At 46.2% G+C, this 21,788-nt stretch carries 29 protein-coding genes; 10 read left to right on the forward strand and 19 right to left on the reverse strand.

Annotation, left to right across the window (positions count from 1 at the left end):
• Positions 1–79: 79 nt before the first annotated feature.
• The gene (locus tag NGAR_RS09380) at positions 80–352 is read right to left on the reverse strand and encodes a hypothetical protein (RefSeq protein ID WP_015019467.1); all 273 of its coding nucleotides are present in this window, start codon (positions 350–352) and stop codon (positions 80–82) included.
• Positions 353–427: 75 nt separating this feature from the next.
• A complete protein-coding gene (locus NGAR_RS09385; protein ID WP_148681252.1) occupies positions 428–856 on the reverse strand; it encodes a helix-turn-helix domain-containing protein in 429 nt (142 codons plus the stop codon).
• A gap of 569 nt (positions 857–1,425) precedes the next feature.
• Between NGAR_RS09385 and NGAR_RS18430 the strand changes: the two genes are divergently transcribed.
• Complete coding sequence (locus NGAR_RS18430) at positions 1,426–2,451, forward strand: hypothetical protein (protein ID WP_228369140.1); 1,026 nt, start codon at positions 1,426–1,428, stop codon at positions 2,449–2,451.
• 581 nt (positions 2,452–3,032) lie between these two features.
• Here the strand turns inward: NGAR_RS18430 and NGAR_RS09400 are convergent.
• Complete coding sequence (locus NGAR_RS09400) at positions 3,033–4,400, reverse strand: YncE family protein (protein WP_015019471.1); 1,368 nt, start codon at positions 4,398–4,400, stop codon at positions 3,033–3,035.
• Between the two features lie 257 nt (positions 4,401–4,657).
• Positions 4,658–4,936, reverse strand: a complete 279-nt coding sequence (locus tag NGAR_RS09405; protein ID WP_015019472.1) for a hypothetical protein — start codon at positions 4,934–4,936, stop codon at positions 4,658–4,660.
• Between the two features lie 129 nt (positions 4,937–5,065).
• Between NGAR_RS09405 and NGAR_RS09410 the strand changes: the two genes are divergently transcribed.
• Positions 5,066–5,524, forward strand: coding sequence for a hypothetical protein (locus NGAR_RS09410; protein ID WP_015019473.1), 459 nt, complete (start codon positions 5,066–5,068; stop codon positions 5,522–5,524).
• Between the two features lie 424 nt (positions 5,525–5,948).
• Positions 5,949–6,311 carry a hypothetical protein gene (locus NGAR_RS09415; RefSeq protein WP_148681253.1) on the forward strand — a complete coding sequence of 121 codons (363 nt, stop codon included), beginning with the start codon at positions 5,949–5,951 and terminating at the stop codon, positions 6,309–6,311.
• 158 nt (positions 6,312–6,469) lie between these two features.
• Here the strand turns inward: NGAR_RS09415 and NGAR_RS09420 are convergent, their stop codons facing one another.
• From NGAR_RS09420 to NGAR_RS19350, 3 genes are all read right to left on the reverse strand, one after another.
• Positions 6,470–6,766, reverse strand: coding sequence for a winged helix-turn-helix domain-containing protein (locus NGAR_RS09420; RefSeq protein ID WP_015019476.1), 297 nt, complete (start codon positions 6,764–6,766; stop codon positions 6,470–6,472).
• Positions 6,767–6,783: 17 nt separating this feature from the next.
• Complete coding sequence (locus tag NGAR_RS09425) at positions 6,784–7,980, reverse strand: Cdc6/Cdc18 family protein (protein ID WP_015019477.1); 1,197 nt, start codon at positions 7,978–7,980, stop codon at positions 6,784–6,786.
• Positions 7,981–8,662: 682 nt separating this feature from the next.
• Positions 8,663–8,938: an NAD(P)H-binding protein gene (locus tag NGAR_RS19350; protein ID WP_148681254.1), complete on the reverse strand. Its 276-nt coding sequence runs from the start codon at positions 8,936–8,938 to the stop codon at positions 8,663–8,665.
• 339 nt (positions 8,939–9,277) lie between these two features.
• Between NGAR_RS19350 and NGAR_RS09435 the strand changes: the two genes are divergently transcribed.
• Positions 9,278–9,493, forward strand: a complete 216-nt coding sequence (locus NGAR_RS09435) for a hypothetical protein (RefSeq protein ID WP_015019479.1) — start codon at positions 9,278–9,280, stop codon at positions 9,491–9,493.
• A gap of 253 nt (positions 9,494–9,746) precedes the next feature.
• On the opposite strand, the gene NGAR_RS09440 is transcribed toward NGAR_RS09435, so the two are convergent.
• Positions 9,747–10,277: a nitroreductase family protein gene (locus NGAR_RS09440; protein WP_228369141.1), complete on the reverse strand. Its 531-nt coding sequence runs from the start codon at positions 10,275–10,277 to the stop codon at positions 9,747–9,749.
• A 54-nt stretch (positions 10,278–10,331) separates the two neighbouring features.
• Entirely contained in the window at positions 10,332–10,673 is a 342-nt protein-coding gene (locus tag NGAR_RS09445; protein WP_015019481.1) for a hypothetical protein, read from the reverse strand.
• A gap of 180 nt (positions 10,674–10,853) precedes the next feature.
• Between NGAR_RS09445 and NGAR_RS09450 the strand changes: the two genes are divergently transcribed.
• Complete coding sequence (locus tag NGAR_RS09450) at positions 10,854–11,687, forward strand: CBS domain-containing protein (RefSeq protein WP_148681255.1); 834 nt, start codon at positions 10,854–10,856, stop codon at positions 11,685–11,687.
• A gap of 47 nt (positions 11,688–11,734) precedes the next feature.
• Here the strand turns inward: NGAR_RS09450 and NGAR_RS09455 are convergent, their stop codons facing one another.
• From NGAR_RS09455 to NGAR_RS09470, 4 genes are all read right to left on the reverse strand, one after another.
• Entirely contained in the window at positions 11,735–12,202 is a 468-nt protein-coding gene (locus tag NGAR_RS09455) for a hypothetical protein (RefSeq protein ID WP_015019483.1), read from the reverse strand.
• Between the two features lie 79 nt (positions 12,203–12,281).
• Positions 12,282–12,518 (reverse strand): hypothetical protein, encoded by a 237-nt coding sequence (locus NGAR_RS09460; protein WP_015019484.1) that lies wholly within the window; start codon positions 12,516–12,518, stop codon positions 12,282–12,284.
• Between the two features lie 227 nt (positions 12,519–12,745).
• Positions 12,746–13,108, reverse strand: a complete 363-nt coding sequence (locus NGAR_RS09465; protein WP_015019485.1) for a hypothetical protein — start codon at positions 13,106–13,108, stop codon at positions 12,746–12,748.
• A gap of 90 nt (positions 13,109–13,198) precedes the next feature.
• Positions 13,199–13,897 (reverse strand): RDD family protein, encoded by a 699-nt coding sequence (locus tag NGAR_RS09470; protein WP_015019486.1) that lies wholly within the window; start codon positions 13,895–13,897, stop codon positions 13,199–13,201.
• A 149-nt stretch (positions 13,898–14,046) separates the two neighbouring features.
• On the opposite strand from NGAR_RS09470, the gene NGAR_RS09475 reads away from it, so the two are divergent.
• The 3 genes from NGAR_RS09475 (at position 14,047) to NGAR_RS09485 (ending at position 15,504) form a co-directional block, all read left to right on the forward strand.
• Positions 14,047–14,655 carry a hypothetical protein gene (locus NGAR_RS09475; protein ID WP_015019487.1) on the forward strand — a complete coding sequence of 203 codons (609 nt, stop codon included), beginning with the start codon at positions 14,047–14,049 and terminating at the stop codon, positions 14,653–14,655.
• A gap of 79 nt (positions 14,656–14,734) precedes the next feature.
• Entirely contained in the window at positions 14,735–15,049 is a 315-nt protein-coding gene (locus NGAR_RS09480; RefSeq protein ID WP_148681256.1) for a hypothetical protein, read from the forward strand.
• Positions 15,050–15,285: 236 nt separating this feature from the next.
• The gene (locus NGAR_RS09485) at positions 15,286–15,504 is read left to right on the forward strand and encodes a hypothetical protein (protein WP_148681257.1); all 219 of its coding nucleotides are present in this window, start codon (positions 15,286–15,288) and stop codon (positions 15,502–15,504) included.
• Positions 15,505–15,851: 347 nt separating this feature from the next.
• On the opposite strand, the gene NGAR_RS09490 is transcribed toward NGAR_RS09485, so the two are convergent.
• The 5 genes from NGAR_RS09490 to NGAR_RS09510 all read right to left on the reverse strand — a co-directional run bounded on the left by NGAR_RS09490 (position 15,852) and on the right by NGAR_RS09510 (position 19,342).
• The gene (locus NGAR_RS09490) at positions 15,852–16,301 is read right to left on the reverse strand and encodes a universal stress protein (RefSeq protein WP_015019490.1); all 450 of its coding nucleotides are present in this window, start codon (positions 16,299–16,301) and stop codon (positions 15,852–15,854) included.
• A 3-nt stretch (positions 16,302–16,304) separates the two neighbouring features.
• Complete coding sequence (locus NGAR_RS09495) at positions 16,305–17,096, reverse strand: CBS domain-containing protein (protein WP_015019491.1); 792 nt, start codon at positions 17,094–17,096, stop codon at positions 16,305–16,307.
• A gap of 61 nt (positions 17,097–17,157) precedes the next feature.
• Positions 17,158–18,219 carry an NAD(P)-dependent alcohol dehydrogenase gene (locus tag NGAR_RS09500; protein ID WP_015019492.1) on the reverse strand — a complete coding sequence of 354 codons (1,062 nt, stop codon included), beginning with the start codon at positions 18,217–18,219 and terminating at the stop codon, positions 17,158–17,160.
• Positions 18,220–18,289: 70 nt separating this feature from the next.
• A complete protein-coding gene (locus tag NGAR_RS09505; protein WP_015019493.1) occupies positions 18,290–19,111 on the reverse strand; it encodes a CBS domain-containing protein in 822 nt (273 codons plus the stop codon).
• A gap of 12 nt (positions 19,112–19,123) precedes the next feature.
• Entirely contained in the window at positions 19,124–19,342 is a 219-nt protein-coding gene (locus tag NGAR_RS09510; RefSeq protein ID WP_015019494.1) for a hypothetical protein, read from the reverse strand.
• 76 nt (positions 19,343–19,418) lie between these two features.
• On the opposite strand from NGAR_RS09510, the gene NGAR_RS09515 reads away from it, so the two are divergent.
• Positions 19,419–19,826, forward strand: a complete 408-nt coding sequence (locus NGAR_RS09515; protein WP_015019495.1) for a hypothetical protein — start codon at positions 19,419–19,421, stop codon at positions 19,824–19,826.
• Positions 19,827–19,975: 149 nt separating this feature from the next.
• Here the strand turns inward: NGAR_RS09515 and NGAR_RS09520 are convergent, their stop codons facing one another.
• Positions 19,976–20,224 carry a hypothetical protein gene (locus tag NGAR_RS09520; protein WP_015019496.1) on the reverse strand — a complete coding sequence of 83 codons (249 nt, stop codon included), beginning with the start codon at positions 20,222–20,224 and terminating at the stop codon, positions 19,976–19,978.
• A gap of 300 nt (positions 20,225–20,524) precedes the next feature.
• Here NGAR_RS09520 and NGAR_RS09525 point away from each other — a divergent pair, with 300 nt between their 5' ends.
• Complete coding sequence (locus NGAR_RS09525) at positions 20,525–21,757, forward strand: alpha/beta fold hydrolase (protein ID WP_228369142.1); 1,233 nt, start codon at positions 20,525–20,527, stop codon at positions 21,755–21,757.
• Positions 21,758–21,788: the final 31 nt, after the last annotated feature.

Consider the following 21,788-nt stretch of genomic DNA (forward strand, 5'->3'; position numbering starts at 1 on the left):
GGTGTAAAGCCTTGTGGTTGTGCAGAGTTCTCGCTTTGCATTAAACGGTATGGATATGCGGACATTTCTCTCTCCTTTTTCACCGCCCTGAAAAAAATGAGCCAGCTTCTATGTGGCCGCCTGTTATTTCTGCAAAGGACTGTTTCTGGCAAAAACTGATGATCTCTTCAAACTCGGGGTCATCGCTAACAAATCTGCCAGTATAACCGAACTTTCCTACCAGAACCTTTACTTCCTGTTCTCTTCCCCTGTCTATGATTCGGTAGCATCCCAGGTCGTTGTGGTTGCAGCAGCTACTATTCAGTAGTGCGGCTTGCTTGAAAACGTCCCAGTCTTTTATGATGTAGACCATGTGTCTTCAAGCAGTACTATATACCTGCAAAAGCGGTTAAACTTTTATTGCATCACGTGCAATTTTTGTGCGTAACTAACTTTTCCGGGTCGACAAAATGACCGTGCTGGTGCGGGAGAGCGAATAAAGCAGCGGGAACCTCCTTTTGTTCAAAGTCCATAGCCTGCTGCGTTCTTCCTTTGAAGCAAAGCCATGCTGTTCCAGTCTTTCCAGTGAACGGTGGGCAGTGCTTATGTTTATGCCAAATGTATCTGCGATTTCCTTTGTCTTTGCATCTCTTTCAAGTAGGTACGTCACAATCTTCATGATGGTTCCTCCCTTACAACCGCCTAGAGAACAGAGCGCCTTTACTTCCTGTACAATGTCTGCAGAATGTGCGGCCGGCATAAGGAGCCTTTGCATGCTGTCCTCAAGCTTGTGTTCTACCATCTGCACAAGCCTTTCAGAGTAGACGGCAAGGTACGCCATCCCATCATCGTCACCACCACCAGCTGCTGCAGACAACTATCGCTCAGGGCTGTGGGCAAGGGACGAGGTTTTAAGCACTGTAGTATACCCAGCCCCTCCCCCTACCCACCTGCAGCTTTTTCATAAAATGTCCAAAAGTTATGGATCTTTTTACATATCAAAAGCATACGTAAGTAGCATACAGAAACGCTAACTAAATGAAAGTGGAACTACAAAATTCTATAATTTATGCGGCTGATATGAATAATTATGTGAGAAAATCGCTCCCTTCGAGCGTCCAATGCAACAAAAGCGTTGCATAATCCGTTGCACAGGCGCGAATGTACAGACACTAAACTTCTACTTCAGCGTTAATCAAGCATCACTAACAATTTTTCCGACTTTATTATTTGTTATCTGGTATATCTATCCCCCTACCACGTCACTGCTTCTGGCAGTTCTAGATGCCATTACAAAAGGAGAAGCAGAGGATTAATGGCTCAGACATTTGTACGAAGAAAGAGCCGCCTGCGGGTTAAGGGTCTGAAAGTCTAGCACAAGAATATCGTCGATTAGAAAATGAGCCATTTAACCAGCTTCCGTCCATACAGAAGTGGATAACATTTTTGCGGTCAGGTGGAATCCCACCAAGACGTATGCAGTATCTTGTAAACGTGGTACATGGGATATCTGACCAACTGAAGCTGATGCCAGAGATCATCGTGAGCTACGGTGTATCTTTAGATTCTGCAAAACGCAAGGAAATAGCTATAGAGTACTGGCGCAATTTCCTTGCATGTTTCAATACCGCGTACCCGCAGATGCAGAAGACAAATACCATCAACACTTATCGCAGCTTTCTAGCGGCGCATAACATCAATTTTGCACACGGTGAAGGTCGGCGCTATGGGTTGTCAACGACGCCGGAAAGATTGGGCGAATACAAGGAGATCATGCTGACGCCTGAACAGATAGAGAAGATAAACAGAAGACTTGAAAATGAGGGAGACTGGGAAGCTTGGAGCTTCATGAATATTGACCTGCATACGGGTGCAAGAGCTTTTGCAATGGCATCCATGAGCTGGGAAAGAATCGCTTTTTCACCTTTATTTAGAGTCGAACAGTTTGAACCCAAGGTCAAGCGCGGCGACTGGTGCCTGACAAAAGAGGGCAAGTGGTGGGTCAAGTACCCGACTGAAGAGTGTAGGACTGTTGTAGAGACTGCGCGTGAAAGGTTGCCAAAGGGAAGGAGATTCCTGTTCTTTGAAGATGTGAAGAGTGACAGGGCAAACGCACTGCAGGCTTCTTACCTTATGTCGAGGATGGCAGTCAGATTCAAAAAGATATTCTTGGAGCTTGACAGAGATAGTTGGCTCAATGAAAAGACGAGAGTGTATGCGCTTGGCGATGGGGTGTACTTTAGCGGGCACCCACTGCACCTGTTTAGACATACAATGGCTCAATATTATCTGGCGGCAACTAATTGGTCATTAGCTTATGTGGCAGGCTTGGGCGGATGGGAAAACACTGAAGTGCTGAATAAGTGCTACGGCGGAATTCCAGAGCACATCAAGGCGCAGGTAGCAAAATCAATCCATGTAAGGTTTGATACCCTTGATTTGAGCACCACGGTCAGAGTGGTCCATATCTAGAAGTTATCTGGAAGCTAGGGAGTCATGCAATCCCGTTTGGATATTTGCATAAATATAGAACAGGCGTATTATTCACAAGAATTGTTGACTAGTGCCACGCATAGCCGCATAATCAGCATTACAGGATTGGCTATGCTTGTCTCAGGCGTGTCCCTATTTCTGCTAGTTGCCTTTGTGGGCATGGCATATCCTGCTGTCACACAGTGCGTAGACTATGCTTACGGCTATGGACAATCACAATGCAGAGAATTTGGAACCAGACCATCCTATCTTGACCCTCTAATGAACGAGACCTTTGCCATTGGAATGCTGGTCCTAGCAGCGAGCGGTGGCGCTGTGATAGGCATCAACCAGTTTAAGAGGAGCCGTGGCCAAGAGCTTAGTTCTTGATAGTCGCTATTCTTGTTCATTCTCGCTCTGAAAAACAAGATAGTTGCCAACTCTAGCATGATAACAACCAATCATCCATCTATTGCTATACAATGGGCGCTGGACAGCATCGATTATTATTTGAATCCACCGAAGCTCGTTCTTGAGTATTGCGCAATTATGGTTCACATATCTTTCAGGGATAGCTGTGGTTATGGTTGCCTTTTCTTTCTAAATGCCAAATATGCAACAATTCCAGTTATGCCTGCCCCGATGCTAATAGCAAGCGCCAATGATAAATCTGCACCATCATCAGTAATTATTTCTGGTACAGGGACGGAGTCTTTGTTAGTAGAACTTGTGAGAGTTTCGGTCGATATTGCAATAATGGCATCGGATCCCACAAAGTACAGTATTCCTGTCTCAGGATTAAGAACCATTCTTGGATAAAAGTTTGGCAGCTCGCCTGTTTCAAAATAGAACTTGCCAATTACTTTATTGTTAGACGTATCTATTGCCACAAAGCTATTGCTCCCAGAGAGTGCGTATAGCCTGTTTTGCTTGGCATCAAGAGTCAAGTCGAAGTGAAAGCTCTGCACTTCTGCCATGCTCTCCGAGATTATCTCACCAGTCGAAGCATTGACTGCGATGATGTCTGCAGTAGGTATACTGATGCCTGCATCAGGATGCTGTGGTATGATCGCTTGATTCATGATGTACAAAATGCTGGTTTCCGAGTTGATTATCATGTCAACGGGGTAACTATCTATGGCATTTTCACGCAGAACAGCATTGAGGCGGGTATCTGTGTTAATGATACTGTTTGAGCGCAAATCCAATATAGCTAACGTTCTGTTGCCTTCACGTACTCCATAAATGAGATTATTCTCGGGGCTTATCGCCATCAATCTTACAAACTTATCGTTCTCGTGTTTGATATCTTCGAGATTGCTACTGCCACCAGCAACGATCGCAATAGTGTCTAACACCTCATTTCTATTGCCATCGATGATTGACATGGCAGTGCCATTTGAAACATAGATTCTGTTGATAACGGGGTTTACAAGGATGTCATAAATGCCATGAGCCCAATTGCGCATCACCATGTTATCTTCAATGTTTCCAGTAACGTTGTCTGTGTTGCCGTCGATCACCGTAACGGTGCTGCCTTCTGGACAATTAAAGTTATGAAGCAAGTATATAGTGTTAGTATTAGGATTGATGACAAGATTCGATGGGTAGAAGCTCACTGGAATGTTTGTGCTGTGCGCAATAGCTCCATTAAGAGTGGTATGAAAGACCGCAACGTGTCCACCTGACGATTCCCCAACTGCGTCTGACATGTTAACCAAGTACAGTTTGCCCGTGTTGGGATTGATTGCAGCATCAGACAAGTTAGGAAAAGGTTTTTCGAATACCAACACTCTTTGAGGCTCTAGGCGAGCGGGGTTGAGGGTAGGCGCGGGGCTATCAGTTTGCGCTGATGCGGCTCCGTTAGTAAAGATGGCGTCATTTCCTGCGATAAATGATAACGTCAGCAAGAAAATAATGAATTTGCTGCCGTAATGAATCTTGGTCAATGTGTAAAGTTGCTAATGGAATAGATACAGGTTACTTTTGAGCTTTTGTCGAGTTTGTACATGCATGGCATAGCTTTATTCAAGCAGCATCTCTTCCATAACGGAACAAGATATCCGCGAATTGACACTAGCCTCATCGATGCGCCCGTCTCCAATGCGACATATCTGCTCCGAAATGCACCGTCGCCGACGCTTATTGAAGTATCTTATAGAATGTGAACCAAGACCAAATGTAAGCAATACCGTCGAATATGACTTCATTTTGACTGTGGTTTGGGCGACGACAAAAGCGACCTATTCTTTACTCCCATGACCAAAATGACAGCGCCACCGATGCCCACTGGTAATGCAGCAATGAGAAATTTGCCTGAGGGTTCTGGTGGGCACGCAGGGAGAACATTGGACTCTCCCCTTTCAAATGCTCTTATAATTTCCATACAATTCTCATGAGCAAACCACTCCAAAAACCCCATTGTGACTAGCACTACCGCCGCAACGATGAAAGAAATGCCAACTAATACTGTGGTCTTGTTCACTGCGTCTAGTTATACACTTGGCTACTCTTGTAGTTTTTGCAGACATCCTGCATAAGGGTTGAATGATCCTCGCACCTTATCGCCTACCTATTTTATATCTGTGATTCCTAACTGACTTATTCGGCGTCTATGAAACGCATAAAGGGCTTGATTATAGTGCCACTTGCAGGAATAGGAATAACCATCTTGGTGATTGCCTTTATATCCAATCTTCCCAAACCTCCAAAACCATTGGACTACGATCCTACAAGAATATCCGACATAATCTCCGAGGGTGACGCTGAAAGGGCGGCTAGGAACGCTGTGGATGAAAGTTACCAAATGAACGGCTACGAAAAGGGTGCCGTAAGAGGCGGAGCCCTCGGTACAACTGAGCTTATCTACGTAAGTAAGGATGGGAATAGTTTTGCAGTTGACAAAAATGACGGAACGCTGGGGGAGAGCACGTTCTTTGTTGTTGACAATATTCAAAGAGACCATTATTACTGGAAAGTTATTCTGAACCTCGGAAATACCACAAAACCCGAGTATGATTTTAAGATCGATGCACACACCGGCATAGTGCTGCAACTGGGTGTTATCGATTAGACTGCCTTTTCCAGCGACGCAGGACGACTATCTCGTAATTCCAGTATCAGAAATGACAAACCAATCACCATCAGCGGTATGAAAATCGGATAGGTGGGGTTCGTTCTAAGCCACAGATTACAACCCTCAAAGTATTCCGGAAACGGCGAATGGACGGCACCAGATGCAGGATAACAAACATTGCCAATACCGCTTGCATGGGGGAACATAAACACCAATCCCGCTGCAAGAAATAATCCACCGATAGCGATTCTCCAAGGGCGCATGAACTATAGCTGCTGATCGCTTGCGTAGTAAATAAGGTACCCGCCTACTATTTCGGCGGCCAGACAAAACAATCGGTTATTTAGTGTGGTCACAGAATATCATACTACGAAAAGGCAGGCACTCTCTAGCTTTTGTAGGTATTGCGGTAGCTACTATAGTGGCAGCTTTTCTATTTCAACGGCTTACAATATATGGTGATGCAGTTGTTTCTGTGTATCAGGATTTTTACGTACAAGATCTTTCAGAAAACCATTCTGATATTCTGAATGGTGCCATTACTATAGATGATGCAACCCTGAGCCAAGCTCCAAAACTAAGAGAGCTTATGAACGGATCTCTCAAGATAAAAGATAGTCCGTATGGCTCTTCCGTTGCCTCTCAGATCAGCATTTTTGATTACAATGTTATAAAGACCATCTCTGAGAATAACCCCTTAGGTGCTGAGCGTCTCAGACAGAGTAACAGTCATGTTGTAAACTATGATGGTCAGTATTATGGTGTGATCATAATCAAGCGCTAGGTTTGTAGTCCTGACAACACGATTATTAGTTAGCACACCACTGTATAGCATGAGCCTTTGGTCATCCATAGCCATAATATGTTGCATATTCTATTACTCCCGGTCTGACTGCATCTCGGTATGCAACAAAATCGAAAGATTAATTAATTAAGCGTAGGTTAGGAGACACAACGCCGGAGAAATTCGGCGAAAAGTAATGCCAGTTCACCTTCATCAAAAGAATACAACATAACTCCGCCGCTAACAGTTTTCACAAGTTTAGCCTCAACAAGTATTTTCATATGCTTTGAAACTTCCTTGGCAGAGACGTTGGTTGCAGACGATATCTTGTATCTGCTAAATGCACGACCGCGATTAGCTGCCAGGAAAACGAGTATTCTTATCCTGACCTTGGAAGACAGGGTCTGCTCTATCCATTTGGAGCTTGCGGTAATGCTGTCTAAAGTCCCTTTCATTTGAATTTCCTCTTTAGCTAGTCAGAATGCTCTTTTGCCACCATGGGTTCAAGCACTTCAAGCAAAATCCCGATAGGGACGTCATGGATGCTTGCTTCTAGTTTGGATTTTGCATTTTTGATATCTAGGAACCCTATCCTCGACAGGTCGAGCAGATATTCCCTGACACTTCGATTATCGGCCGGTTTAGATCTGTATGTTTCGCAGAGGACATGGTATGTCTCTGTTATATCTGATAGATTCACATAGATGTTGGATTCTTTTCTTAATAGGTTCGCCACAGCCTGCAGTACGACTTTCTCATCCCTTGGCAGGGAGAGTAAGTCCTCGCTCCTAACCTTGGGGTCAGTCATAGATTTGGCCATCCTGACATGCTCCGGTATAACCCTGTCCATCCCAAAGTTATCGGCGCACTTGCCAGCCTTCCACAGTATCTGTATCGCATAGTATGCATCACCTATCGAACACGCCATTTCAGCGATGAAGTCGATTATGTTATCGGGAACCGATCCGTCTGTTCTGAATGCCATCTGTACTCTTTGGCCAATGATGTCTACAAGCTGCTCTTTGGTGTAAGGCTCCAACTTTAGCATTCTCGCACCGAAGGTTCTGTGGAGCTTGCTGCGCTCTAGCTCTGCCATGGTGTCAATGTTGCTATCCCTAATAACGAAAATTATTGCCAGCCTTTTGGGTCTTGAAAGTTCTTCCCTGTATCTGGTCAGCTGCTCGATGAGGTCTTCACCAGTCCTCTTGATGAACCAATCGACTTCGTCCAGAGTAAGTAAAAGGTACTTGTTGTTGGCATCTAGCTGCCTGTACATCTCCCTGAACATCAGGTCGGGGCTCAGGCCCTTGACATCTGCGCCCGTAGTCGAGCGGACTATCTGCTGCATCAGCGCATGCATGTTTGTGACAAACTTGCAGTTGATGTGTACATATTTCAGGTCGATGCCTTTTGACTTGAGCATGTCTGCGGCGATGCCGCCAAAAGTCTTTGTTATGGATGTCTTGCCGGTTCCCGACCTGCTGTAGATCAAGGCAACAGGCGAAGCTTTGCCAGGTGTTTCCAAGAGGGGCCTAAAAAACAATGCTAGTGAGCCTAACTCTCTGCCTCTGTGCATCAGGCTGTCTGGAGTATACTCCACGTCTAGCACCGATTCGTCTTTGAATACGGTGTGCTTTTGAAGTATGTCTTGAACAATATTGTTAGTCATGGCGATTTACTCGACTCCCATTTGTGGATCATGCCACCACTGACACGCGACGCCTTTCAGCCATAGAATGACATGTAAAGCATAAACCGCATCTGGTGCAGAAGAGAGATTTTCGCTTGCCGCAACCCTTGCATTCATGATATGATGGTCTGATAGGACATAGGAACCCATGCATGGCTGCCAGCTCGTCTGCCAATAGATAAAGCTGGAGACACCTTAGGGGAAGGGAGTAGGTCCTTTAGCTGGTTCAGGTCACTTTCCAGAGCGTAGCTCAAAAAATTCGCTCGAGTATAGACAATTTCCAAAAATCGCCAGTACCTTCAATATAACCTTAGGAATTCTCGACAAATTTACAAATTTCTTGCTGTACAAACGATTCACTAAAGTATTCCTGTATCCTAAAAAAGATTGGTGCCATCAACCTGTTAACTACGTTTGACCCATAATAATCTGGAAAGCGTGGGATAACGACACTTACCTGACCTGACTTTTGTGCATCCATAAGTTTTCCCTCTATGAAATTCCGAAGCTTGCCTTTCTTGCTTGTGGCTGCCAGAGGATGATTTTCAGTTGCTGACATTTGTTGGAACCTACCGAAACCGTAAACACCAGAGTCGCCTTGGCCTCTTTCGCACCTCCCAAAATATTATCTGTTACTCTTGGCATGATCTCTGAACCATTGTTAGTACGGCACATTCACGCAATGATAGATCGTGTCGGCATCATGACACAAAGCGCGAACACTTTCGGCGTTCATCGCATCATCTGCCTCTATTGCAATCCTTGAATGCTTTGGGAGCACTTGCCCGGCGCGATCCGATGAGCGCACGACAGCCCTAGTTGATATGCCCAGTGCAACCAGTCTTCTTACTGTCGCAGCACCTAGTGAACCAGTAGTACCAAACACAACATATGTTTGGCTGGTATCCTTGCTTAAGCGGTCTTTGCTAGCTTCCAATACTTATTGCTTTCACGCAAACGGTGTGTCAGGCATGTGAATAAGGAAATCAGGTTGCAATGCAGTGCAGACGTAATCGATAAAAGTAAGCATCTTGCTCTCGAGGTTAGAATCCCAGAAACCCCACCAACGGCTTCGTGCTGAACGGAAGCCAATCCTGCCCTGAAGGAAACGAGGATTCTACATAACCCCAAGAAATATTGACATGTGTCAGGGCAGGACACATATCTTCTGAAAACATACAGCAGATAATCAGTACTTGCTATAATAATATGCTATGGTGTTTTGCAATGCAGTGCAAACCTACAAGGTAAATATCTGCCGCAAGAATGACAAAACATGATAAAACTCAATGGCGAAAACATAGCCGGAACTGCGTTTCTATTCTTTTCAGCCCTTCTTATGGCCGCGGGGCAGGTAAATGCAGTATTTGGCAAGCTCTATCCGGCCTATTACATTCTTGTTGCGGCAGGAGTAGCACTTGTTTTCCTAGGCTACAGGACTGCCCGCAATGAAACAATGCCGCCAGCAAAAGAGCATTACAGGTTGTCATAACTGGTTTTCAAAATGTCTTGCCTTGGCATCTGCTTGAAATACAAGAACCGGCTTCCCGCAGCTGGCGTACGACGATATCAGGGGGAACGCAAGCGCTGCACAAACTGCGAGGTTTTCCTGCGCTGGAGTGGAGCAAGGTGTCCGTGCTGCAATACACTCCTTCGGACCAGGCCCCGGAACAGGTGGGGAGATTATACCGCTAAAGCACAGAAAAAGCTCTTGAATTCTCCTAGAATGCCCGTAAGCAGAGAACTCAACAAATCTTATGAAACAGATCTTGTGATCCGCGGGTAGTTTTTTCTTTTGGCGCTTCACTAGGATAACCGATGGGCAGCATTGCTACCGGCCTGTGCCCTTCTGGCAGGCCTAGTATTTCAGACACTCTCTTCTCATCAAAGGCTCCCGTCCATACCGTAGTCAACCCAAGAGCATAGACTGTTAGCTGCGCGTAAGCGGCTGCTATGGTGGCATCCTGAACAGAAAACAGTTGCGAGCGTTCACCAAACTTATGAATGGACCGGGACGGATTGGCGCAGAATACAAGCAACAGTGGAGCTTCTGCGACAAATCCTTGGTCTCTGGCAGCCGCTACCAGCCGCCTCTTCTTCTCATCATTCTCCACCATGTATATTTCAAAGCTCTGGAGCCCTCCTGACGAGGGTGCGAGGTCACAACCCTCAAGAATCGCGTCCAGCACGGAATCGTCCAACTTCCTTTCTCTGTCGAAAGCTCTTACTGACCTCCTCTGCTTCAGAAGCCAGAAGAATTGTTCCTTCATATCCATCTGACCATACCCTGCACACATAATTAAAAAATGGTGGAAATCTGTGCCTGTCAATTACTTCTTTGTCAGGGCCAGTATTCCGCCTATGATGCCTAGTATCGGACCTATGAAAAAGCCACTCATGCCGACGAGTCCTACGATACCTGAGATCAGTATTGCTACACCCCATGCGCCTGAACTTTCAGGCCTCTTGTATATCGAATATCCGCCTAAAATAGAAACTGTTCCAGCGCCTACTGAAATTGCGGCCATTGTTCCAACAGCGGCCCACATAAATCCGCCTGACATCATCATGCCCCAGCCGCCGCTCATCATTCCTCCGCCGCCCCATCCCGGCATTCCTGCTTGGCTCCAGACTGCAAACATAGAGAGTCCCAGTGTTCCGCCGATGATCATTAGTGCCCCGCCTATTATGGACAGTATTGAGGACGGTCTCATGCTACTAGCTTTCGAAACACTTTCCATTTTCTTCTACCCGATATTCGTATGGAGGCTCCCTGCATATAGACAGGAGGTATGCAGTGCAATTCACTGTAGACAAACTGAATAATACCATTGTGCAATGTCGCGTATACGATGTACATCGTGGGACTAGACGCAAAGGGAGCAATGTGGAAACCAGTAACGCTTGGACCGGACGAGACCGTTCTTGACGCAAGGGACATCCTTTTGAGATACGGCATCAGCAGAGTCGTAATTGCAAAGAACCACAAGCCACTTGGCATAGTCACAGAAAAGGACATTGCACGGTTCCTGTACGAGCAGGTGCCGCCAAGGCAGCTTGATGAGATCAGGCTGGACGAGGTTATGAGCAGGAGTCTCGTGACAGTAGGTGAAGAGACGGACCTGAGAGCCTGTGCCAAGGTAATGCTGGCGAAGGGGGTCAGCTCGCTTGTAGTGGTAGACGGTAAGAAGAACCTGAAGGGCATATTCACCAAGACCGACCTTACAACCGCCTATGTGGAATATTATGCGATGGAGCATAGGGTGCGGGAATTCATGACAAAAAAGGTCATAACGGTAGCGCCCGACGAGCCGGTGCATTCTGCAATCATGCTAATGATCGTCAACAAAATATCAAGAATTGTGGTCACAAGGAACGGACGGCTTGTCGGCATGATAACGGGACGGGATTTGCTGCCGCTTGGAGCGATGGTAGAAAGGCGTCAACCCTGGAATGTAAAGAAATGGCAGCCGTTCATTCCTGCAGGGATAAAGGCGGCCATGCTGGTGTCAGATGTCATGACACCAAACCCTGTCACGACAACTGCGGATTCCGATCTGGCTGATGCAGGATACATCATGCTTAGGAACAGGATAAGCGGCCTGCCTGTTGTTGACTCAAAGCAAGCAGTGGCAGGAATAGTTACAAAAACCGATGTAGTCAAGGCATTAGCCTCACATGCTTGAACTAAGAAAGGTAGGATGACAGGAAAATCTATCTCCCGCGTAAATGATTACGAACTCGGCACAGCCTGCTGGTGGAGCAGTCTGCGGACCTTCAAATAGAGCATGACGTTAACCGATATGAAGGCCACTCCTCCAAGAATTCCGAGTATGAAGAGAATCCTTGCAATGTCATTTGTGATCCAGCTTACCAAAAAGCGCAGAAACTCTGGAACCACGTCAGCAAAATGTGCAAAGTTGAATGGAAATACGTAAAACAACCATACTGAGCTTACTATCCAGAATATCGATGTTGCAAGCTCTGGAAGCCGCGAAATATTTCTCCTTCCTGTCGCTAGCCGGGCAACAGGTTCTGCCATACCAGTCAGGATCGAACCATAAAGGAGGAATGCTTCCGTTGAAGCAGAGGCAGATGTAAAGAATCCTGTACACCACGCCTGATGTGTATAGAAGAAAAATGCAACAAGGATGATGCCGATGATGGCAGCTATTTCTCCTCCTCTTTCGGAAAGAGTCATGCGATCTCTGCTTGCTTCTTTCTGTGCCTACCCTAGATGCTGCCGCTCTGTCATGCCGCCCCCACCTGTTGCATCTTTTTCAAGAGTGTCCCAAGCTCTTTTCCAATCGATTCGAAGAGGTCTTCCATCCCTCCTTGAGCATGGTGTCTTCAGGCTTGGCCCCCTTCTCACAGACAACCAGTGCCGAAGCGCGAGGCCGGATAATGTCGGTTCCAAGTTCTTGCAACCTTTTTTCGACGAACCTGTCCGCGCTGCCCGACAAACGTGAATCCAGTCTTGTGTCAAACGCAAAGCCGCGCCTACCTTTAAGGTCCAAGCCCTTCAGTTGCTCTAAAAATATCTTCAGGGGTTTTGATGCGGTAAAGTACTGGGTCGGCGCTCCAAGAGCCAGAAGGTCATAGCCGGCGAACCCGTCTACCCGCGCTTGCTTGATGTTGGTTGATTCGGCTTCTACGCCGGTTTCCTACAGGCCGGCTGCCAGCCGGCGGGTTATTTTCTCCGTGTTTCCAAAGAGCGTGTCAAAAAGCACTATTGCCTTCATTTCTAATCCTTCCTGTACGTGACTCCGCTCTCGCTGGTAGTTGTTGTCTCGTGCCTTCTGCCGTCTGCGATTGTAATTACGCCTCCCACGATCAAAGTCACGACTCCTGCCGCGGCCAGGCTTCCGCCCAGAATTAGCATGTCAAGTCCACCAGACATCATGTCGTCAAAATTAGGCTGGCCGTCCGCTGAAGCAAATGGCATGTACCCAAACGATCCGCTGACCATTGCGGTCTGTGTGCCGATGTTCGTAACAATGACAGTGTATGTTCCAGTCCCCTCAGGCTTGATGGTCGTAAAGAACGACTCGTCAAATTCGCCGTTGCTCACTGTTTCTCCGCTTGGGTCAGTTACTGTTTCCTTCAACCTGATGTCGCCTGAAGAATCCTGCCGCTCTACTCCGAGCGATAGCGAAAGCGGCCTGTCCAGAGCGTCGACCTTTATCTGCGCGTCTACCTACTGGCCCGGCTGTATCGATGTTGTTTGCACAATAGTGTTGTCTGCCAAAAACGAGCTGGCGAGTGAAGTCCTCCATACTGCTGTTATGGCTATTCCTGCCACTAGGAGCACTGTACCGGCAATAAGGATTGTGTGACCCCTCTGCATTTCACCGAATCGCCCCTTTGTATACCTCACATTTGCGGTATCGCCGGTCTCTTCCCTTGCTTTGATTACTATTGTATTTGCCGCTCTGCTAAGTAATCTCTGCCTCTTGTCATTAGTGAATATCCAGCCCAGAAGTACATCTAATGGTAGAATGAATGCCTTGCCAAAACTCGATATGGCAATGCTCTTTGTGTCTGCCGGTTTCCCATCAAGGTTCGTTGTCTTGATATGCAGTAGCATTTTACCAATTGACTGACCATTGTACTTGGATTCCATGTATGTCCAATATCCAAAGAATACTAGGCTGTTGATTGCAAAGCTGAATGGTCCGCCAATGTTGTTCCACCATTGGCCGTTTGATATCATGCTTGGATTCATAAATTCTGTGAGCCAGATTGGCATTGCCACTATCGCAAACAGTACTCCTAACGCAACATTGACTATGATGAAATCTACAAGCCATGCCCAGAACCTAGTGCTCCATCTCGCTAGTGTTAATTCTGTTCGCCTGTCTGAAGGCGAAGTTCCACGATCAAATTCCGAAGTCATACGGGTGTTGTTGCAGCAAATGACTATTAGAAGCTCAGGAACACTTTGCCGTGCAGTGCAGGCAGCAAGGCTCTACCGAAGATTTTTGCACCTTTTTCTGCCGATCTTTCTATTGAACTGTAATAAAACATAGCGCGCTAGCGGTTACTATGAAAGCAGGTCCTACAAGAGGGGGCGAGTTTGGGATTGCCTCAAAGGGCAATACTTGGGCTAGGAGATTCATGGCTGCGGCAATCATACAGGGTGCAATTGTTGTTGGACTGACCGTCTTTCTTGTCCTAGGACAGATATCAATCCTAAATCCAGAAGTTTCAAGAGTGATAGCATCCGGCGGTGCCGGGACTTGGTTTACATTTGGCTATTTGTCATACATACTTGTAGGAGTAATCGGAGTCGCTGTATCCTCGGCATTCTATCATTATCTGGCAGGCAACTTCAAGCGCAGTGCGAATGCACTAGCATGGGTTCACTTGATCCTAATGAATGTCGGAACCAGCGCGACTGCAGGCATGATGATGTATGCTGGCTATCAGGGAGGAGCTGCGATGTTGCCAACTGCTATAGGCGGAAGAGGTTTTGACGCACAGCAAGCGCACTCTATCATGGCACCATTTGTAGAGCCAATCGCAGGGTCTATCTTGGCAATTCTAGTTGGAGTTATCGCTGGTGGCGCAGGCTTTCTCATCGCATATAGGAGGGCACAGCGTTTCGCAGAAACTAGTCCAACTTCACGACGTGATGAGACGGAAGCTGCATAATAGATAGAAAATAGGAACTTGCAGGAAAGTAGATTTCCTCTACAATATAATGTAGTATCTTTATCTTAGATAATCGCTCTTGTCTGACAGAACAGGTGACATGGCCGCCAATCTGAAAGATACATGTAGCGAAATACTATCGCTGGATAAATCAATACGCTTTGCGGGCATTGCAAACATAATGGGAAAGGTGGTAGCTCAGGAATTTAGAAAAGATGTGACTCCCCTGCCTTCATTTGAAGAAGTAGAGAGCTCTGCCATCAAATCGGTCCTCCGAATGAGGACACGAGAAGATTATGAAGCAAAACTTGGTAGAGCCATATACACATTTACTCTTTATGAAAAATCAAGAGGGCATCAATTCCGTTGGAACACCGGGATTATGCACTATTGATGGTATCATTTGACAAGCAAGCCGACCACGAAGACATAATATTGAAAAAGATATTGCCAGTCATACAGAGAGAGGGGCTTGTCAAAAAGCGTCAATAAAGTTGGTTTCAGAATTACAACTTGCAAAGCAGTGAGTCTTAAGTTAAATGCCTCAAGGGAGAACTAACGCCTTTTGTTTTCAGATCGATAGCGCCTTTGCAGTAAGGCTTTTTTAAAATGACGTACGCTATAGAGCATATGACAGACAAGCTCTGCCCAGTTTGTGGTCTAAAGTTCACCGAAACCAGCAGGGGTATAACTGTTGATGGCAAGCCATACCACGATAAATGTATTACAGAATTGAGATGTGACAATTGCGGGGCAATAATGGGATACCTGGCAAGAGATGCCACAATTGAAGGAAGAAACCCAAAAATGTTCTGTGCGGCATGTTCAAAGAAAGTAATAGCAAAGTAGCAAATCGTCTATTCTTGTAGCTTTAGACTTTGGTCAGGAGGAAACACAAGATGAGATGTATCAAGATCCAAAATAAGCTGTTTTCCTCCTGCTCAAGTAGCCTACATATCTTTTGTAGATATTGTCGGGTATCGTTTTATAATAATACAGGAGAAACAGGACAAAGAGGACAATTAGCGTATAGATGACAATAGATCCTGCTAGCAATTCCAAGTACCAAGTCAGTCCATCAGTTACGTCTGTTGCCATCTATGTAATAGCAGTTCATCACGTTGATAATGTCTAGGTATTGCATTGCAATGCAAAGAATCCAACGCAAGCATTAAGTTGAATAAAATAAGAGGTTATTACCTGACTACGAGCACAGAGCACTTGGCATGAGTTACAACTCCATTTGCAACGCTTCCAATCAGGAAGCGCTTTATGCCTGTTCTTCCATGCGTACCCATGACTATCAGGTCTACATTTTTGCTCTCGGCGTACTTGATGATGGAATCTGCGGCCGAAGCTATGTCAAGTATGGTCTCAGACGAAGCCTTGACTCCTTCCTTTGCAGCCAATTCACCTAGGTTCTTGTACCACATTTCTGAATGGCGCTTGGCTTCCTCTATGTACCGCACGATCACAAGCCCAGCGGCCTTGTATTCGACATATGGTGGGTTGACCACTGCATGCATGAAAATAATTTCAGCCTTGGCCATCTTGGCCAGCTTTATCGCATACTTGGCAGCCTGAAAAGAAGGGTCAGAGCCATCCAACGGCACAAGTATTCGCTTTGGCAGTATGGCGCTTGGCATCCTCTATCTGCCCCTCTGAAATGCCTCTACCAAGTCTCTGGCGGTGACCATGGCCACGATCTCATCACCCTTAGTCAGAGGAAGCCTCTTGATCTTGCGGGAAAACATTATCTTGGCTGCGTCCTTGGCACCGATTCCAAGCTTTGCAGTCACCACTGGATACGTGCAGTAGGCACCCACTCTTTCTTCAATATCGATGCGCTGTCCCAGAACCCTGAGCAGATCTCTTTCAGTAAATATCGCGTATGGCGAGCCATTTGTAGTTACAACTACACTTCCGATTCCTTTCTTGAGCATCATTTTGGCTGCTGCAAGAATTGTGTTATCCGGCTTGATTGTAAAGATCCGGTTTGTCATCGCGCTTTCTATTGACGGGTTCCTGTCTGTCTGGAGGAACGCTCTGACAATGTCGGAAGCGGTTATTATGCCGACCAACTGGTCTGCCCCCGTCCGCCTTTCTTTCTCAAACACCAGAAGCCTTGCCTTTTTAGAGATCATGGTCTTTGCCGCCTCAAGTATGCTGGTCTCGCGATTTATCTTTGTGAACTTTTGAGTCAGGACGTACCTGACTTGTTTGTTTGTCACTGTCTTGTTCAAAACAAGGTGCTGCAGTAACTCTCTTTCCGTTATGATGCCGTCTACTCTTTCGCCTTCAACTACTACCAGGTTGCCTATGCCCTTCAGTATCATCACCTGCACGGCATCCACAAAGTTCGTGTTTGGCCGCACCGTTACTACTGGCGAGCTCATAAAGTCGCCGACCTTCAGTTGTCGTTCTTCAGCCTGCTGCTTCATGCATAAACTTGGCTTCAAATTTTATTTAAAGAGGGAGATTGCAGTGCAATGCACAAAAACGCTATGGGACGATTACCGCCCTTCCTATGATCTGCCCCTGTCTTAGCTGGTCTATTGCTTGGTTGATCTCCTTCAATGAAAAGCTCTGGTAGGCATGCTTTATTTTGCGCTGGCTGGCTAGCTCTATCACTTCTTTCAGCTCGTTATAGTTTCCCCACAACGATGCGATCACTTGGTACTCGTTTACTATCGCTGGCAAGAGCGGGATTTTTATCTGGCTGCCAAACAGGCCTACTACCACCAGCGCACCGCCCTTTGCCAGCATCCTGACCGAATCGGCTATCGTATTCTCTGCACCAACGGTGTCAACTACCACATCGATCCCTCTGCCGTCTGTCAGCTCTAACACCTCATCACGTATGTTCCGTGTGGTTGCCGAGTTTACTGTGCGATCGGCACCAAAATTCTCGGCAAGGCTGAGCTTTTTGTCTTTCCGGTCCACTGCAATGACAGTCGAGTGTGGCGCAAGGAGCCTGGCGTACTGGATGCCATACGCACCAAGGCCGCCCATTCCGACTATTGCGATGTTTGTCCCGGGACCAAGCATATGCGTCACCTTTTTGACTGCCCTGTACGGGGTGAGTCCTGCGTCTGTCAGCGGCGCAAGCTCTTCAGGAGTCAATCTGCCCTTTTTTGGAACCTTGACAAGGAACCTGTACGAAGGCACAAGTATGTATTCGGAGTATCCGCCATCGCGCTGCGACAGGCCGGGCCACTGCGGAGCAACACAGAGCTGCTCGTCACCCCTTTTGCAGAACGTGCATATGCCGCAGCCCCATCCACCGAAAATTGCAACAAGCTCGCCCTTGCTGAACAGCCCTTCCGGCACCGTATTGCCAATCTCTTCGACCCAGCCGGCGTTTTCGTGACCGGGAATCTTGGGCAGCGCCAGCGGGATTGCATCTTTCCATTCTCCGTTTATCAGATGAAGGTCACTGTGGCAGAGGCCGGCTGCGCCTACCCTGACAAGGACAGCTTCGCCATGAACGTTGCTAGGCTTTGGAACTCTTTCAACTACAAGTGGTCTTTGGTATTGGTGAATGCGCGCAGAGAGCATTTGCATGCCAACAGTAGGGACTTGCTTCATATTTTAACAAACAGTATGCACTGGCGTGCATTGCACACGCATGAGCTTATGATTTTGATTTTCTGAGACCTTTCATCACAACATCCCAAGGGGTTACAATCGAGCCATTATCTAGTAGCAGGCAAGGGGCGTTGAGATCGAGCAAGAGTTCAGCCGCCAAACCTGCGGGCGTATCTCGATTAACAGATTTAGCTGCAGCCAGATCAAGGATGTTGACTTGAGTCTCGAAAAGCCCGTCCAAGCCTCGCGACAAGACAGTCTCTCTGCCCCCATAGCTCAGGAGATATTCGAGCATCTTGCGATCATTTAGGACTCCTGTATTGGAGTTATTGTCTTTAACGATCAAGTTTCGAATTCCTTGCTCTAACATTATTTCTAAAGCGTCTCCTATACTTGTGTTACTCTTTACTGCGACTAATGGGGATGACAATCGATCGATTGGTGTATCTAGCTTTGAAGCCATTGCGACTCTTAATACATCACGTATAGACAGAGAAGTAACAACACTTTGCTTGACTGTTATGGGTACAAATGCAAATCCGGTCTTGCTAAAAATATCTAGCGCGACACTTAGAGGGTAGTCGACCTGCACCGCGTGTTCAAATCGGCTCATCACCATCGATGCTGTTCCCTGCAGCCAACCCTTTGGGTGGTACAAGATGTGTTCGATGATGTGCCTGCCCCCTATTGCTCCTACAACCTTGTGGTTATCAAGAACCACTACTCCATCAACATAGATCTGGGGACCTATAGCCAAGAATGTGGCAACTTGCAGTAGCGGATCTGACGGGCTGGCTGAGAGAAGTGGCCGTTTGAAGATGTGAGGAACTATGTCAAATATCGGCCGCTCTGTTTCTGCAAGCTGCATATCAGTTCCCTCCTAATCAGAAGCTGCATAGCCTAGCAGCTTGAGGAGCTTTTTCACTGTCATCTGATCCATTCTCAACTGATCAGAGATATCCTTTATTGAAATCCCAGCTTCATACATTCTTGACAGCCGCTTCAGTAGCGCTGCGTCAATATTTGTTGCGTTTCCTATCACGATTACCACGAGGTACGACTGCGAAACAGTGTGATAAGGACTTGGAATTTTGTGCATTGCAGTGCATTCATGCTATGGAAATAGAATCCTCCTTCACACCACTTAAATCAAATTAATTCTACAAGACAATTGAATGTCTCCGTCATCTGGCATTTCGTCAGAACAAATAGCCAGCATCGACATTTCGCCATTTTGGAAGAAAAACGAGCCTCTATTGAGAGAATTAGAAAGGTCAGAAATGCCTTCAAAGTCAAGGTTAATCTATAAAGAAATAGCCAGCAATACAGACAGTAACAATAATCACATACTAACAAACTACGACCTTGTTAACATCTATGACAACCGAAAGCACTTTTTTGGGATAGTCGCGGAGCTGTCTCCAGATCGTTCCTCGGTAATAAGAGAGGAAATTGTTGCAGGCAACGGATTGTCTAATGCTAAAAAGACTATGGTAGATGGCAGCAGGATAAGCAACAAAGCACATATAGATTGGCTAAAGACTATGAGCCAAAATGATGTCTGCCGACTGTTCCGCACCTAGAAGAATATCATCAATTCCCGCACCGAAGCACAGTTAGAAAACTTGTTGAAGTTGATTGATTATATCTGCACATTTCATCATCCGAAAGTGGTCAGCTGGCGGTCTTTGAATAGAACCTAGCCGTGAGACCCTTTCTTCGCGACCTCTTGTTATGTCATGAGGTCAAGTGCCATCTTTAATTCTGCTATTTCTTTTGCAATTACTTCACTTTCAGATTCGGCTGTAGCATATTTTGAGAGCTTTTCGCATGCTGCGATCTCTGCGGACAGCAAATCCTTCTTGTCCATGCATAGGCTGTGAAAGTCTGCAGAAAACGCATAGGTAACTCTTTGCTTGCCGCTGCTGCAACCACAGGTCTTTGCTATCACTATATCTGATTGCGGATAGACTACGTTCATGAGCAGAGTTGTTGGGATGGAGATATTTACATTGCGCGTTTGCAGTGCATTGCTTTGAATTCCTATAGCACAAATAGCATTCTCCGATTTACAGGGCATATGAGTCTTGAAGGTTTATTTGTGATAGAGAATCGATAAAGCCGAGGAATTAGAGATAGGATGGACATGAACCAACTAACATCAACATTTCTTGACGCTTGCCTGTACGGCCTCAAACTGTCGAATATATACAATTCAGTCTATTTGCGAGCGTTTCAAAAAGCGGTTACAGAAGAAAGAAAAGGTGTAATTGAAGCTGCGATGGGAGGCGGAGGTAAAGGAACAATTTCTTACAATACGGTAGAATCAATATACAACAAGTGGCTAAAGAATGTAGACGAAGAACTAGAGGCAGAATTGAAATCTGAACATTTTACAAGCCTACTCTCAAGATACACGCGATTGCTGCTGGAGCAGCGTTCAATTTTCAGAAAAGCTGGTTATCCTGTCGACTATCTTGACCGTCTGTTTGATTGGTACGTGAGAAGCCACTTAGTTTTCTCGCTCATTCCAAAAGAATCCCATCTGGCACCATATGATGTGGTATACAGAAAAGGAAAGGCGAGATTGCTCCACTATCGCGCATTTGGACAAGAAGCACCAACTGCGAAAAAACAACCACTTCTAATAATTTATGCTCCAATCAACACCTTTCATATACTGGACCTGAATCCTAGGCGAAGTGTAGTTAGAGACCTTTTGACATCTGATGGCCTCGACATCTACCTGCTTGATTGGGGCTACCCCGACTGGAATGATAACCACCTGTCGCTAGAAGACTACCTTGGATACGTGAATGATGCTGTTATAGTGGTAAAGGATCAAACCAAAGAAAACAAGATATCAATTCTTGGGTATTGCTGGGGTGGAATATTTGCACTTATCCATGCTGCCCTGAATCCAGAAGAGGTCAGGAACCTGGTCCTCATGGCAGTTCCGATAGATTTCAGCAAGGACGACACTATACTTGCAAGATGGTCAAAGGTGATTGATGTTGATGCTATGATGGATGAATTTGGTCACATGGACGGTCAGGCACTTGATCTAGGTTTTCTGATGCGTAACCCGCCTAGATATGGCTTTGACAAATACTTAAAACTCTTCCAGAAAACCTATGACAGCGAATTTGTCGACACCTTCATAGATGTCGAAAGGTGGCTGTACGACACTCCTCCGATACCTGGTGTCCTACACCGGCAAATCATCAACGATTGTTACAAGAATAACCTGCTGGTATCAGGCGGCATGGAGATTGCCAAAGATGGCAAAAAGCAAAAAGTTAATCTCAAAAAAATATCCGTGCCGGTACTATCTATAATTGCAGAAAAGGATGACCTCGTTTCTCCTGCATCCTCTGCCGCTATAAATGACTATATCTCAAGCCAAGACAAATCAGTTCTGAATAACCCTGGCGGCCACGTTGCGTTATGTATTAGCAGCAACGCGCACAGAAAGCTCTGGCCCGAAGTGGCAAAATGGCTTCTCTCAAGATGAAGTCACATGCTTTTTGTTCGCCGCATCATAA

The organism is Candidatus Nitrososphaera gargensis Ga9.2 (assembly GCF_000303155.1).
GTDB lineage: Archaea > Thermoproteota > Nitrososphaeria > Nitrososphaerales > Nitrososphaeraceae > Nitrososphaera > Nitrososphaera gargensis.

Coding starts and splice junctions, on each gene's coding strand:
- NGAR_RS09380 (WP_015019467.1), bottom strand. CDS start 352: ATGGTCTACATCATAAAAGACTGGGACGTTTTCAAGCAAGCCGCACTA.
- NGAR_RS09410 (WP_015019473.1), top strand. CDS start 5,066: ATGAAACGCATAAAGGGCTTGATTATAGTGCCACTTGCAGGAATAGGA.
- NGAR_RS09420 (WP_015019476.1), bottom strand. CDS start 6,766: ATGAAAGGGACTTTAGACAGCATTACCGCAAGCTCCAAATGGATAGAG.
- NGAR_RS09425 (WP_015019477.1), bottom strand. CDS start 7,980: ATGACTAACAATATTGTTCAAGACATACTTCAAAAGCACACCGTATTC.
- NGAR_RS09435 (WP_015019479.1), top strand. CDS start 9,278: ATGATAAAACTCAATGGCGAAAACATAGCCGGAACTGCGTTTCTATTC.
- NGAR_RS09440 (WP_228369141.1), bottom strand. CDS start 10,277: ATGGATATGAAGGAACAATTCTTCTGGCTTCTGAAGCAGAGGAGGTCA.
- NGAR_RS09445 (WP_015019481.1), bottom strand. CDS start 10,673: ATGATCATCGGCGGAACACTGGGACTCTCTATGTTTGCAGTCTGGAGC.
- NGAR_RS09450 (WP_148681255.1), top strand. CDS start 10,854: ATGTACATCGTGGGACTAGACGCAAAGGGAGCAATGTGGAAACCAGTA.
- NGAR_RS09455 (WP_015019483.1), bottom strand. CDS start 12,202: ATGACTCTTTCCGAAAGAGGAGGAGAAATAGCTGCCATCATCGGCATC.
- NGAR_RS09470 (WP_015019486.1), bottom strand. CDS start 13,897: ATGACTTCGGAATTTGATCGTGGAACTTCGCCTTCAGACAGGCGAACA.
- NGAR_RS09475 (WP_015019487.1), top strand. CDS start 14,047: ATGAAAGCAGGTCCTACAAGAGGGGGCGAGTTTGGGATTGCCTCAAAG.
- NGAR_RS09485 (WP_148681257.1), top strand. CDS start 15,286: ATGACAGACAAGCTCTGCCCAGTTTGTGGTCTAAAGTTCACCGAAACC.
- NGAR_RS09490 (WP_015019490.1), bottom strand. CDS start 16,301: ATGCCAAGCGCCATACTGCCAAAGCGAATACTTGTGCCGTTGGATGGC.
- NGAR_RS09495 (WP_015019491.1), bottom strand. CDS start 17,096: ATGAAGCAGCAGGCTGAAGAACGACAACTGAAGGTCGGCGACTTTATG.
- NGAR_RS09500 (WP_015019492.1), bottom strand. CDS start 18,219: ATGCAAATGCTCTCTGCGCGCATTCACCAATACCAAAGACCACTTGTA.
- NGAR_RS09505 (WP_015019493.1), bottom strand. CDS start 19,111: ATGCAGCTTGCAGAAACAGAGCGGCCGATATTTGACATAGTTCCTCAC.
- NGAR_RS09510 (WP_015019494.1), bottom strand. CDS start 19,342: ATGCACAAAATTCCAAGTCCTTATCACACTGTTTCGCAGTCGTACCTC.
- NGAR_RS09515 (WP_015019495.1), top strand. CDS start 19,419: ATGTCTCCGTCATCTGGCATTTCGTCAGAACAAATAGCCAGCATCGAC.
- NGAR_RS09520 (WP_015019496.1), bottom strand. CDS start 20,224: ATGAACGTAGTCTATCCGCAATCAGATATAGTGATAGCAAAGACCTGT.
- NGAR_RS09525 (WP_228369142.1), top strand. CDS start 20,525: ATGGGAGGCGGAGGTAAAGGAACAATTTCTTACAATACGGTAGAATCA.